This window comes from Microbacterium sp. ARD32 (genome assembly GCF_031844385.1).
Classification (GTDB): Bacteria; Actinomycetota; Actinomycetes; order Actinomycetales; family Microbacteriaceae; genus Microbacterium.
The window spans coordinates 858,898-871,921 of record NZ_JAUZVD010000001.1; the positions used below are offsets into that span (position 1 = coordinate 858,898).

General features: G+C 72.2%; 11 protein-coding genes. 5 read left to right on the plus strand and 6 right to left on the minus strand.

From position 1 onward, the window contains the following. Positions 1-167: 167 nt before the first annotated feature. From Q9R19_RS03985 to Q9R19_RS04005, 5 genes are read right to left on the minus strand one after another with little or no spacing between them, the layout of a single operon-like run. Positions 168-1,475, minus strand: a complete 1,308-nt coding sequence (locus Q9R19_RS03985) for a DUF58 domain-containing protein (RefSeq protein ID WP_311255043.1) — start codon at positions 1,473-1,475, stop codon at positions 168-170. 1 nt (position 1,476) lies between these two features. After that, on the minus strand, positions 1,477-2,400 hold the full coding sequence (locus Q9R19_RS03990) for a MoxR family ATPase (RefSeq protein ID WP_311255867.1): 924 nt from the start codon (positions 2,398-2,400) through the stop codon (positions 1,477-1,479). Positions 2,401-2,459: 59 nt separating this feature from the next. Further along, positions 2,460-3,680 carry a DUF4350 domain-containing protein gene (locus tag Q9R19_RS03995; RefSeq protein ID WP_311255044.1) on the minus strand — a complete coding sequence of 407 codons (1,221 nt, stop codon included), beginning with the start codon at positions 3,678-3,680 and terminating at the stop codon, positions 2,460-2,462. Then, on the minus strand, positions 3,677-4,336 hold the full coding sequence (locus Q9R19_RS04000; RefSeq protein ID WP_311255045.1) for a DUF4129 domain-containing protein: 660 nt from the start codon (positions 4,334-4,336) through the stop codon (positions 3,677-3,679). Before Q9R19_RS04000 ends, Q9R19_RS03995 begins: the two co-directional genes overlap by 4 nt. Next, positions 4,333-5,673, minus strand: coding sequence for a hypothetical protein (locus Q9R19_RS04005; protein ID WP_311255046.1), 1,341 nt, complete (start codon positions 5,671-5,673; stop codon positions 4,333-4,335). The genes Q9R19_RS04000 and Q9R19_RS04005 overlap by 4 nt, the downstream gene beginning before the upstream one ends. Before the next feature lie 185 nt (positions 5,674-5,858). Between Q9R19_RS04005 and mtrA the strand changes: the two genes are divergently transcribed. The 5 genes from mtrA to hpf all read left to right on the plus strand — a co-directional run bounded on the left by mtrA (position 5,859) and on the right by hpf (position 11,442). Next, a complete protein-coding gene (gene mtrA / locus Q9R19_RS04010) occupies positions 5,859-6,539 on the plus strand; it encodes an MtrAB system response regulator MtrA (RefSeq protein WP_311255047.1) in 681 nt (226 codons plus the stop codon). Positions 6,540-6,548: 9 nt separating this feature from the next. Then, positions 6,549-8,228 (plus strand): MtrAB system histidine kinase MtrB, encoded by a 1,680-nt coding sequence (mtrB, locus tag Q9R19_RS04015; protein ID WP_311255048.1) that lies wholly within the window; start codon positions 6,549-6,551, stop codon positions 8,226-8,228. Beyond that, positions 8,225-9,934 carry an LpqB family beta-propeller domain-containing protein gene (locus tag Q9R19_RS04020; RefSeq protein ID WP_311255049.1) on the plus strand — a complete coding sequence of 570 codons (1,710 nt, stop codon included), beginning with the start codon at positions 8,225-8,227 and terminating at the stop codon, positions 9,932-9,934. Before mtrB ends, Q9R19_RS04020 begins: the two co-directional genes overlap by 4 nt. Positions 9,935-10,041: 107 nt before the next feature. After that, the gene (locus tag Q9R19_RS04025) at positions 10,042-10,695 is read left to right on the plus strand and encodes a phosphoribosyltransferase family protein (protein ID WP_311255050.1); all 654 of its coding nucleotides are present in this window, start codon (positions 10,042-10,044) and stop codon (positions 10,693-10,695) included. Between the two features lie 90 nt (positions 10,696-10,785). Beyond that, on the plus strand, positions 10,786-11,442 hold the full coding sequence (hpf, locus tag Q9R19_RS04030; protein WP_311255051.1) for a ribosome hibernation-promoting factor, HPF/YfiA family: 657 nt from the start codon (positions 10,786-10,788) through the stop codon (positions 11,440-11,442). A gap of 95 nt (positions 11,443-11,537) precedes the next feature. On the opposite strand, the gene Q9R19_RS04035 is transcribed toward hpf, so the two are convergent. Then, positions 11,538-12,857, minus strand: a complete 1,320-nt coding sequence (locus tag Q9R19_RS04035) for a hypothetical protein (protein ID WP_311255052.1) — start codon at positions 12,855-12,857, stop codon at positions 11,538-11,540. Between the last annotated feature and the right edge of the window lie 167 nt (positions 12,858-13,024).

Here is a 13,024-nt window from a genome sequence, read left to right on the forward strand (position 1 = left end):
GTTCGCGGGTCCCACTCTGCGGCATCCCACCCGGCGACCCCACAATCCAGGACCCGCGACACGCCCGGCCCCCTCGTGCCCCATTCCTCGCGGGTCCCGCTCTGCGGCATCCCACGCCCTTGACACCGCAATTCGGGACCCGCGAAGCGCGAGATCGTACCCCGCAGCTACAGGCGGCCGGCGGCCTTGAGTTCCAGGTAGCGGTCCGCGATGCGCGGTGGGAGGATCGCGGGGTCCGCGGCGATCGCCTCGCCTCCGGCACGGCGGACGGCATCCGCCACCACCTGCGCGTCGCGGATGGTCTGCTCGGCAGCGGCGGCGAGGTACACGTCCATGCGGGAGTCGCGTCGCCTGGCCAGCTGGGAGATCGCGTCGTCGGTCGCCGATCCGACCAGCAGCGTCGTCGATCGGGATGCCTCGGGGAAGGCCCCCAGGAACCCGCGCGCCGACTCCGCGGCGTCCTGCGCGGTGAGCACGACGACCAGCGACGGACGGGTGGTCAGGGTGCGGACGGAGGCGAACGCCCCTGTCCAGTCCGTGTCGATCAGCCGTGCGTGCACGGGCGCCATGGCGTCGGTGAGCGCGGGCAGCAGCCCTGCGCCGTCGATGCCGGTCACCCGGGCGCGGGCGACCCGGTCGTACATCAGCAGGTGCACGTGGTCGCCGGCGCGCGAGGCGAGCGCGGCCAGCAGCAGCGCGGCCTCGAGCGCGGCGTCGAGCCGGGTGCTGTCGCCGACCCGCGCGGCGGCGGTGCGGCCGGTGTCGATCAGGATGACGACGTGCCGGTCGCGCTCGGGGCGCCAGGTGCGCAGCATGGTCGTGCCGGCCCGTGCGGTGGCGCGCCAGTCGATGGAGCGGATGTCGTCGCCGCGCACGTACTCCCGCAGCGAGTCGAACTCGGTGCCCTGGCCTCGCACCTGGACGGACGTGTTCCCATCCAGCTCGCGCAGCCGCGCCAGCCGCGAAGGCAGGTGCTTGCGGCTGGTGAACGCCGGCAGCACGCGGATCGCGCCGCGCACATCGTGCCGTGCCTGACGGCCGGCCAGCCCCAGCGGCCCGCGTGAGCGGATGACGGCGAACTCGCTGCGCAGCTCTCCGCGGCGGCGGGGGAGCAGCGGCACCGGCATCCGTCGTCGCTCGCCGGCTGGGATGCTGACGCGCTCGCGCCCGGCGGGTGCACCCGCCGTGGGCTGCCAGGCGTCGCGCACCCAGCCGTGCAGCGTGCGCCGGCCGTTGTTCTGCACGGCGAGGCTCGCGCTCACGGGTTCGCCGAGGCGCGCGCGGGCCGGCACGCTGCGCGTGACGACCACGGTTCGCGGACTGGCGGCCAGCGCGACGTCCAGCCCCGCGAGCAGTGCGCACAGCGTCATCCACGCGGCGAAGACCGCCCACGCCGGGAGTCCGACCGCGCTCAGCAGCACGATCGGCACGACGCCCAGCGCGACCAGCGGCGCCAGCAGTGCCGTCACGAACATGTCAGATCGGCACCCGCGTCTGCTGCACGACCGACTGCAGCACGGCATCCGCCGAGACGCCCTCCATCTGCGCGTCCGGGCGCAGCTGCAGGCGGTGCCGCCATACCGGCATCAGCATGGTCTGGATGTGATCGGGGGTGACGGCGCGGGACGCGTTCAGCCAGGCCCACGCGCGGGCCGCCGCCAGCAGCGCCGTCGAGGCGCGCGGACTGGCGCCCAGCTCGACCGAGGGCGACTGCCTGGTGGCGCGCGCCAGGTCGACGACGTAGCCGAGCACCTCGTCGGTGACCTGCACGCCGGCGGCGGCCTGCTGGGCGGCGCGGATCTCGTCGCCGGTGACAGCCGCCTGAACGCCGGTGAGCAGCCGGGGCGAGAAGCCCTCGGCATGCAGCCGCAGCACCGAGACCTCCGCATCGCGCTCGGGCATGCCGACCACGAGCTTCATCAGGAAGCGGTCCAGCTGGGCTTCGGGCAGGGTGTAGGTGCCCTCGTGCTCGACAGGGTTCTGCGTCGCGGCGACCAGGAACGGATCGGGCAGGGTGCGGCTGACGCCATCGGCGGAGACCTGTCGCTCCTCCATGGCCTCCAGCAGCGCCGCCTGCGTCTTGGGCGGGGTGCGGTTGATCTCGTCGGCGAGCAGGATGCTGGTGAAGACCGGACCCTCGCGGAACTCGAACTCGCCGGTGCGCGCGTCGTACACCAGCGAGCCGGTGACGTCCCCCGGCATCAGGTCGGGGGTGAACTGCACGCGCTTAGTGTCCAGGCCGACGGCGCGCGCGAAGCTGCGCACCACCAGGGTCTTCGCCACGCCGGGCACCCCTTCCAGCAGCACGTGGCCGCGGGCGAGCAGCGCCACCAGCAGTCCGGTGACGGTGCCCGCCTGCCCGATCACGGCCTTGTCGACCTCGGTGCGCACCCGGTGCATGGCCTGCCGCAGCGCGTCGTCGTCCGTCGCGGGGCGTGGGGGGATCTGCTGCTCGTCGCTCACGGGCGATTCCTTTCGATGCGGATGGTGTTCCCGACCGCGTCCTCGAGCTCTGCGAGGCGGCGGGCGAGGGCGATCAGCTCGCGGTCGTCATGCGGGGGTGCGCCACCGAGCAGGTCGTACAGCGACGTGCGCGGCACGCCGACGCGGTCGGATGCCGCATCCGCGACCTCCTCCACGGACGAGCGCGGACCCAGGCCGAGACGCGCCGCGAGCCGCGCGATCGTTCCCGCGCGGATGGGTTCGGCGGCGTGCGCGGCGTCGGCGGCCCTGGCCGTGAGCCGGGCTCGGCCCTGCATGGTCTCGGAGGCGCGGACGGTGACCGGCAGGGACTCGGCGACCAGCGGTCCGAAGCGGCGTCCGCGCCACCACACGGCCGCCAGACCGGCCAGCAGCAGCAGGAGCAGCGCCGGGGTGACCCACTCGGGCGTGAGGTCGCCGAGGGTGGTCTCGCCGGACGAGATGTCGCCGTCGGCCAGGTTCGGCACGTACCAGACCACGCGCGGCTCCTGAGCGAGCAGCGCGATCCCCAGAGCCGCGTTCCCCCGCTGGGCGAGCGCGTCGTTCGAGAGCAGGCGGGTGCCCTCCAGCAGGCTGACCGTCCGTCCGTCCGCCGTGCTGCGCAGCAGTGCCGCCGCGCCGGACTCGTCGGCGAAGCATCCCTCGGAATCCGTGGCGGGCAGGAACATCCTGGTCGCGTCGATCGTGCCGACGCGGTCGAACTCGGCCGGCCTGCAACCGGCGGAGACCTCGCCGCCCGCACCGGGCGCGTCCTCGCCGAGCCGGAGCAGGCGCAGCATCCGAGCGCTGCTGCTGAGCAGCACCACCCGATCGGCCCGATCGAGCAGCGCGCGCACGGCCTCGTCGCTGAGCGGGTACGGGTCGGTGAGCACCAGCGTGGCGTCCGAGGAGAGAGCGGATGCCGCATCCCGCCGGCTGCGCGTGATCTGCACGTCCACGTCCTTGTCCCGCACCAGCTGCGCGAGCGCCTTCGCGCCGGTGGGACCGGGACTGCGCGGGTTGAGCACCCCGCCGAGGTCGGGATTGCTGACGATGAAGCGTCCCGACAGGAGCGCGATCCCGAGCAGCAGCGCGATCACGACGGCCCGGCCGACGATCCGGCCGCGGCGACCCGGTGCGGCGGCGGCAGCGGTGGAGCCCGCGTTCCCGGCATCCGCCGCGCTCGTCGCCGGTGATGGCGCGAGCCGCGCCCCGCTCACGCCGGCACCGCCGCAACAGGGGTGCCGAGCGCGGGTGCCGCGGAGCGCAGCGCGTCGTCGGTGGCGGCGAGTTCGCGGTACGCGCGCTCGTCGGCCGGGGCGCGCAGGTAGCGCACGGCGTCGAAGGCCGTCGCGGCGGCGTGCAGGCGCTCGGCGGACGCCGGGAACGGCGCACTGCCCTCGCGGGCGATCGCCTGCGCCGTCGCACCCGGCGACGGATCGATCAGATCGCGCTCGAGCAGGTCGCGCGCGAGCGCCCGGTAGCGCATCACGACGGCGCTGTCCCAGTCCTGCTCCCGTGCGCTGCGCTCGGCCGCGGCGCGCAGCTGCGCGGCGGTGCGATCGTCGTGCTCGCCGAGCAGCTCGCGTCGTCGCGGGACGGCACGCGAGGCGCGCGGACGGCCCCACACCAGCAGCGCCACGACGAGAGCGGCGATCACCACCACGACGATCACCGTCGTCGCCAGTGGGGCGAAGCCGGCGGCGCCCCGGGCGGTGAACAGATCCAGGAACCACTGCACCACCCCGGCCGCCAGCTCGTCGAACCACGTCGGCTTGGCCGCCTGGTACTCCCGCTGGGCGAGCTCCTCCTGAGCCCAGCGGCGCGCCTCGTCGCCGTCGGGGATGAGGATGTCGGTGAGCGGGAGGACGTTCATGCGTCCGAGCCCGGCGCCGCCCAGGGGCTGGGCGAGGAGGGCGGGATCACCTGCGCGGGCGGGACGGCCGGAGGGGCGGGCTGGGCGTACGGGGGCTGGCCGTATCCGGGCTGGACGTATCCGGGCTGGGCGTACGGGGGCTGGCCGTATCCGGGCTGGGCGTACGGGGGCTGGCCGTATCCGGGCTGGGTGTATCCGGGGCCGTACGGGGGCTGCCCGTAGCCGGGATCGGGATGCGCCGGCGGTGCCGTCGGCTGCAGCGGCGGGTTCTTCGACACGGCGCGCGCCGGGTCGACCGGCCACGGGTCGACGAGCTGCGCGTCGGGCACGCCCTGCGCGCTCTGCTCCACCCAGCGGATCAGGCTCTGGTCGAGCCCCTCGTACCGCATCCGCGAGTCGAGGTAGATCAGCGTGGCACCGGTGCCCTGCACGACGATCGCGATGGCCTGCACCGCCAGCACCAGCACCTGCGGGGCGAGGTTGGCCACGATCAGCGTGATCGTCGCGGTCGCCTCGTCGGCCCCGGTGGGCGCCAGCACGCCGCTGAGCACGCCGGCGACCAGCGATGCCGGCAGCGCGACGACCTGCACGGCGGCGCCCATGATCAGCTGGATCAGGAACATCACGCCGAACGCCGACCAGAAGCGGCCGCGGATCAGCCGCCACGACCGCACCAGCGCGACGCGCAGCGGCGCGGTCTCGAGCACGAGCACGGCGGGAACGACCAGCAGCTTCGTGGTGAGCCAGACCGCCAGTGGGACGCTGCCCAGCAGCAGCAGGATGCCGACGATCACGGCCAGGGCGATACCGCCCCCGGCGAAGCCGGTCGCGACGAGCAGACCGTAGACGATCCCGCCGAGCAGCAGCATCCAGATCAGCACTGCCAGTCCCTGCAGCAGCGAATACAGGAACAGCCGCCAGAACGCCGGCTTCACGCGCATCCACAGCAGCCGCAGCGAGGCGCGCCTGCCGACCGCGGCATACGACACGTCGGCGGCGACCAGCCCCTGGACGACCGCCGTGAACGCGACCGTCACGAGCGACATCACGATCATGGCGACGCCCGCCAGTGCCATCGAGCCGAAGAGGATCGGCAGGTAGTCGGGCGATGATTCCGGCACCGACGCCACCCGGACGGCGACGAACCAGGCCACCAGCAGCAGCACGCCCACGGTGATCAGGGTGATGACGAACTGCATCACCACGGCGAACCCGAACAGCACCTTGGGGTTGTGGCGCAGCGCGGCGAACGCCCGGCCGAGCAGGGTTCCGAACGTCATCGGATGCAGCGGGATCGCGCCCTTCCTCGGCGCGGGCGTCCAGCTCTGACCGGTCACTCGGCACTCCCTCCCCGTGCGTCACGACGTTCGTGCGCTCCCATCGTGGCACACGCGGTGGCCCGCGTGCGCGGGCGCACCGCGGGTTTCCGGGCGATGCGGGGATCGTCAAGTAGGCTGATCCGAGTTGGGGACACATGACGGCGTCGTGGTTCGCATCAGAGAGAGATGAGGCTGGGCAGAAGATGACCTCACGGATCCTCGTGGTCGACGATGACACGGCACTGGCCGAGATGATCGGCATCGTGCTGCGGACAGAGGGGTTCGACGTGCTGTTCTGCGCCGACGGCGCCGAAGCCGTCGACCAGTGGCGCGAGTCGCGGCCCGATCTCGTGCTGCTGGACCTGATGCTCCCCGGCATGGACGGGATCGAGATCTGCACGCGCATCCGCGCCGAGTCGGGCGTGCCGATCATCATGCTCACCGCTCGCAGCGACACCGCCGACGTCGTCCGCGGCCTCGAAGTCGGCGCCGACGACTACATGGTCAAGCCCTTCAACCCGAAGGAGCTCGTCGCGCGCATCCGCACCCGGCTGCGGCCCGCACCGCAGGCGACCGCCGAAGTGCTGCGCGTGGGCGACCTGACCATCGACGTCGACGCGCACGAGGTGCGCCGCGGCACCGCGCCGATCGCGCTGACGCCGCTGGAGTTCCAGCTCCTGGTCGCACTGGCATCCAAGCCCCAGCAGGTCTTCTCCCGCGAGATGCTGCTCGAGCAGGTGTGGGGGTACCACTACAAGGCCGACACGCGACTGGTCAACGTGCATGTGCAGCGGCTGCGCGCCAAGGTCGAGCTCGATCCGGACAACCCCCGCATCGTGATGACCGTGCGCGGCGTGGGCTACCGTGCCGGGAGCGTCGGCTAGGAGCTCCCGGTGATCGCGACAACCGCGACGCGGGTGCGGGCGACGTCCTGGCGGTCGCCTCGGGCGTGGCCCGAGCTGCTGATCGCCGACTGGCGGGGATCGATGCGCTTCCGCGCCACCGCGATCACGCTCCTGGCGACGGCGCTGACGGTGCTCGTGATCTGCATCGTCATGGGACTGGTCATCCGCAACGACCTCTTCGAGGCGCGCAAGGACGACGCGCTCCAGAACGCCAGGGCGGCGGTCGCGCAGGCGCAGAAGGTCGTCGACTCCGGGGTGGCCGGAGATGACCGCGCCACTCTCACCGCCGTGTGGAACGAGGCGCAGCGGGAGCTGGGTCGCGCCGCGTCCTCCAATCGCATCGTCGGCATCCTGCAGAAGCGGCTGGGCGACGGCTACATCCCCGGCGGGTTCGGCAGCCAGCAGCAGCTCACCTCCGATCAGCTCAGCAACGAGCTGCGCACCCGCGTGCGCGACGTGCCCACGCGGCAGGCCTGGCAGTCGATCGCGCTCCCGCACGGCGACTCCGCCGAATCGCCCGGCATCGTCGTCGGGCAGATGCTGATCATCCGCGATGTCGCGCGCTACGACGTGTACATCGCCTACGACTTCGCGGATGCCGATGCCACTCTGCTGTTCGTGCAGCGCACCCTCTGGCTGGCCGGCGTCAGCCTGGTCGCACTGATCGGCGTGATCTCGTGGGTGGTGCTGCGGTCGGTGTCCACGCCCATCATCGAGGCCGCCGAGACCAGTGCGCGGCTGGCCGCGGGTGAACTGGGCGTGCGGCTCCCGGTGCGCGGGGAGGACGAGCTGGCGAGCCTGGGCACGTCGTTCAACGCGATGGCGGACAGCATCGAGCAGCAGATCAAGGAGCTCGCCGAGCTCTCGCTCGTGCAGCAGCGCTTCGTCTCCGACGTCTCCCACGAGCTGCGCACCCCGCTGACGACGATCCGCCTGGCCGCCGAGATGATCAACGATCAGAAGGACGGGTTCGATCCGACCACGGCGCGCACCGCGGAGCTGCTGCACACGCAGGTGCAGCGCTTCGAGACGCTGCTGGCCGATCTACTGGAGATCAGCCGCTACGACGCCGGCTCCGTGCAGTTGGAGGTGGAGGCGACCAGCCTCGCCCAGCTGGCCGAGGAGCTGGTCGATCAGATGCGGCCGCTGGCGGCGACGCATGGCTCGGAGCTGCGCATGGTGGCCCCGGGCGGATATTCACCCGTCGACATGGACCCGCGCCGCGTGCGTCGCGTGCTGCGCAACCTCATCGGCAACGCCATCGAGCACGGCGAGGCGCAGCCGGTGGTCGTCACGGTGGACAGCAACCAGTACGCGGTCGCCGTGGGCGTGCGCGATTTCGGCCTGGGGATGCGACCGCAGGATGCGGAGCACGTCTTCGACCGGTTCTGGCGCGCCGACCCCTCCCGCAAGCGCTCGATCGGCGGCACGGGCCTGGGGCTCTCGATCGCCCTCGGCGACGCGACCCTGCACGGCGGGACGCTGCAGGTGTGGTCGGAGCTCGGCGTCGGCAGCAACTTCGTGCTCACGATCCCTCGTGCCGGCGGCGCGTCCGCCGGTCAGGGTCCGATCGCACTCGAGCCGCCCGAGACGCTCGCCGACCTGGGCAGCGTGACTCAGCCGATCGTGCTGGACCGGCCGGCGGATGAGAAGGGAGGGCGACGGTGAGGACCACACGCGCACTCCGGCTGGCCGCGGCCGCCGCCATCGCCCTGCTGCTGGCGGGCTGCTCGGGACTTCCCACCTCCGGCCCGCCGAACGCCGGCCTCACGCTCGGCGAGGAGGACGAGGGCCCGGTCTTCATCCAGACGGCACTGGACCCGCAGCCCGGAGACAGCCCCGAGAACATCGTCAAGGGCTTCCTCGAGGCGTCGATGACACCGACGGGCAACTGGGAGATCGCGCAGAAGTTCCTCACCGACGACTTCCGGCAGGTGTGGAAGCCGGACGCGACCGTGACGATCGACACCTCGATCGACGATCGCGCCTTCTCCTCGTCGGTCCCGGAGGACGACGAGACCGCGACGTCCGCGCAGGTGCAGGCCGAGTTCGCTCAGGTGGCCAGCGTCGACGCCGCAGGCACGTACAGCGCGGACGCGAGTCCGGCCAAGGCGACCTATCAGCTCGAGCGCGATGCGCGCGGGGAGTGGCGCATCTCCAAGGCCAAGGACGGCATCGTGCTGGACGCGCCGACGTTCCTGCGGGTGTACCAGAAGTACTCGCTGAAGTACTTCGACGCCTCGTGGACCCACCTGGTGCCGGACGTGCGCTGGTTCCCGCGACGGCCGGCGATGGCCACCACCATCGCGCGCGCGCTGGTCACCGGTCAGCCCGCCGAATGGCTCGCGCCTGCCGTGCACAACGCGTTCTCGACGGACATGTCGCTGGCAGGCGACGCGGTGACGGTGGATGCCTCTCAGGTCGCCTCGGTCGCGCTGTCGCGGGGCGCGCTCACGGCCTCGCCGACCGATCTGGCGCGCATGCGCACCCAGCTGGAGGCGAGCCTGTCCGGAGCGGGCGTGTCCGAGGTGCGCCTCACGGTCGACGGGGCGGAGCTGGATGCCGGTCTGGTGTCCGTCGATGACTCCATCACCGATGCGGGCGTGCTCGTGCAGACCGACGACGGCTTCGGCCGCACCGTCGCGGGCGACACGGTCGAGCCTGTCGGGGCGCTGAGCGCTCAGCTGGCCAAGACGGTCGACCCGATCGGTGCCGTGGACGTGTCGCTGGATGCCTCGCTGGCGGCGATGCAGCTGCGCGACGGACATGTGTTCGCCGTGACGGCTGGCAACATCGCGCTGCTCGACGATCGCGCCGATCTGATCGAGCCGTCGCTGGACCCGTTCGGGTTCGTGTGGACCGTGCCGCGCAGTCTGCCGGGGGCGCTGGAGTACTCCAACGCGCAGCTGGATCGGAAGGCGGTGATCGCGAAGGCCTGGCAGGTCGCCGATTCGATCAGCCAGCTGCGGGTCTCCGCGGACGGAGCGCGGGTGGCCGCGGTGGTGACCTCGGGCGGCCAGCGCCGGGTGATGGTCGCCGCTGTCATGCGCGGCAAGGACGACGAGCCCACCGCGCTGGGCGAGCCGCAGGAGATCGGAAGACTCGCCGGACCGGCGCAGGGCCTGGCCTGGATCGGCACGGACTCCCTCGCGGTGCTGACCAGCGCACCCGACCCGGTGCTCACGACCTTCGTGGTCGGCGGACCGTCGTCATCCACGCCGGCGCCAGACGGCGCGGACGCGCTCGCGGGCGCGAAGACGACGACGGGGCTGCGCGTGCTCGGCTCGGACGGGGCGCTGTACGCCCAGCGAGGATCGTCCTGGCAGGTGTCGATGGAGCACGTGCTGGTGCTCGGCAGACGTGCCGGGTACTGACTTCTGTGCACAGGAGCGACTCGCGGCTGAGTCCTCCACAGCTGCGGTGATCCGGGTGCGCGCCGGTCCGCTGCATGCGCGAGCATCGTGGGATGGCAGGCGCTCGGATGATGACCGCTATCGGCGCTGAGGCGCTGGCGCTGCTGCTGGCCGCAGTCTGTCCCGGCTGCGACAGCGTGGGCACGCTGCTGTGCGGCGAGTGCCGTCGGATGCTGATCGCCGACCCGCTCGAGATCCGCACCGACGGCGGTCTGGTGGTGCATGCCGCGCTGCGGTACGAGGGTGTCGTGGCGCGCAGCATCCGCCGGGTGAAGGAGGACGGCGCGACCATGCTGACGCGGCCGCTGGGAGATGCTCTGGCGCAGGTGCTCGCGCGGCACGCCCCACTCGATGCGCTGGTGGTTCCGGTGCCGACCAGCCGGGCGGCGTTCCGCCGACGCGGCTACCGCGTGCCCGAGCTGCTGATCCGGCGGGCCGGGTACCCGGCCGAGCGGATGCTGCGCCCGAGTCGGCGCACGCGCGATCAGCGCGGCCTGGATCGGGAGGAGCGGGCGCGCAACGTCGCCGGAAGCCTGCGTGCGGTCGGAGCGCCGGGGGAGGGGCGCCAGGTGGTGATCGTCGACGACGTGGTGACCACCGGGTCGACGCTGGACGAGGCGGCACGGGCGCTGCGGACGGCAGGATTCCGGCCGGTGTGCGCGGTCGCGCTGGCCGCCACGCCCGGGCACGGCGACACGCGCGAAATGCCGGTGGGTGGATAGTGACATGTCCGGTCGCGGCGACTAGCGTAGGGGGTCACAAGGCGACCACGGTCCGCCCTTGGCCGGGTGGACCGGGACAAGGAGGCAGTGATGGAAACGAGCATCGTCGGCGTCGGAGTGAGCATCTCCGATCGGTTCCGCACGGTTGTCGAGGAGAAGACAGCGCGTATCCAGACGCTCGCGCCGCGAGCGCTCCGACTCGAGGTCAAGGTCACGCACCGCGCCTATCGCAACGGCCGGATTCCCGATGAGACCGTGGAGCTCACACTCCTCGGAAAGGGGCCCGTCGTACGCGCGGAGGCGGTCGACGGCGACAAGTTCACCGCTCTGGACATGGCACTCGACAAGCTCACCGAGCAGCTGCGCCGCGCGAAGGAGAAGCGCATCGACGGGCGCAATCATCCGCGCGGACCGCACTTCGAGAAGGGCAGCGGCGCGCTCGCCGGCATCGACGTGCAGCCCGCTTCCGCCGACGTGCTGCAGGCCGTCGCGACCGGAACGATCCCCGTGGTCGAGGATGAGGAGGAGTCCTACTCGCCCGTGGTCATCCGCACGAAGAACTTCGATGCGGAATGGATGACCGTTGAGGAGGCCGTCGACCGCATGGAGCTGGTCGGACACGACTTCTTCCTGTTCGTCGACGTGCGCACCGACCACCCCAGCGTCGTGTACCGCCGCAAGGGCTGGGACTACGGCGTGATCTCGCTGACGACAGCAGCACCGCCGGCCGAGGCGCTGGCATCCTGATCGCGTGACGCAGATCGCTTCGGCAGGCTCACCGGCCCGGGTCGCTGGGCGGGTTCCCGCCCTTGGGTCGCTGAGCCTGTCGAAGCGTCGCGCCTTCAGTCGAAGATGCCGTCCAGGATGCTGCCGATCACCAGGCCGCCGAGCACGCCGCTGACGATGTCGCCCCCGCCGCCGCGACGTCCGCCGCCCCAGCCGCCCCCGCCCCACGGCTGCGGGTCCTGCGGACGCGAGGAGTCGATGTCGCGTTGCGCCAGCTGCAGCGCCTCGGCCGCCAGCTGCGCCACACGTCGAGCCGAGGCCAGCGCGTGCTCCCGGGTCTCCTCTGCCGGGAGCATCGTCGGCACGTCCACGCGCAGCCGCTCAGCCTCGGCGAGGCGGGTGCGGGCGTCGGCTCCGATCCAGCCGCGGTGGCCGGAGATCAGCCCGCGGGCGACACCCAGCTGCCGGTCGGCGTCATCGAGCGCGTTCTGCACCTGGGCCACCGAGGGCAGCGGGTGCTGGATGCGGTAGTGAGCCTTCGCGATCACCTCGTCCAGCGCAGTGTTGGCGGAGCGCAGCTGAGTGAGCTCGGCGAACGGATCGTTCAGCGTGCCCGCCGGGGCCAGCGCACCCAGCGCGGCCTCCAGCGCGGCTGCGGCCTGGGCGACCTCGGGGGTCTGCGGCGCGCTCCGTGCGGCGACGATGTCGCCGCGGGAGTCGGCCACGACGTTGGCGAGGGTGGACTCCGCGCGCAGCGCCTGGATCTCGAAGTCCTCCACGGCGTCGAGCATCGCCGCGGCGCGACGAACAGCCTCGGTCGCGGTCTCCAGGGCGAGGTTCGCCTCTTCGTTCTGCTTGGCGGCGCGCCGGCGCTCCGACACATCGGCGCCGTGCACCGCGAACTCGATCAGCTGCTCGGCCTCGTCGCCGGAGGAGGCGACGCGGCGCATGGCGCTCTCGGCGTAGCGCGAGGAGAGGCGTGTGATCGTCTCACGCGCCTGGGGGATGCGGGCGCTCAGCGCCTCGGCATCCCGACGCACCTGCGCGATCACCTGTGGAGCGCGACGGACCTTGGCGACGGTCTCGGCCAGGTCACCGGTCTTCTCGTCGAGCAGGCTCTCGGCCCACTCGCACAGCTGCACGATGCGTGCATTGCGGGTGCGCAGCTCCTCGTCGGTGTCGGGGATCTCGTCGTGGTTGAGCTGGTGCAGCTGGAAGGCCTCCTGCATGTGCAGCCGCACGGCATCCAGCGCCGCCTTCAGATCTGCGGTGAGCGAGTCGCCGAGCTCGGCCTGGGCGAACGCGAGTTCGTCGGAGGTGGTGCGGATGCGCTCGTCGGTCGCGACCAGCGACTGCTCGGCGCGGCGCGCGAGATCCGCGTCCTGCGCTGCGAGCGCCTCTTCTTCACGTCTGCGTCTGCCCCAGAAACCGGCCATGCGTCGATCCTACGAGTCTCGTGCGGCGTTCGCGCTGTGCGCCCGATGCGCCTTCGGCGAACACGCCTCCCGCCGAGACCCCTCCTGAGCGCCGAGACCCCTCGTGGTTGGCGCGATTCAGGAGGGGTCTCGGAGGTGATGAGGGGTCTCGGCGAATTCGGATGCGG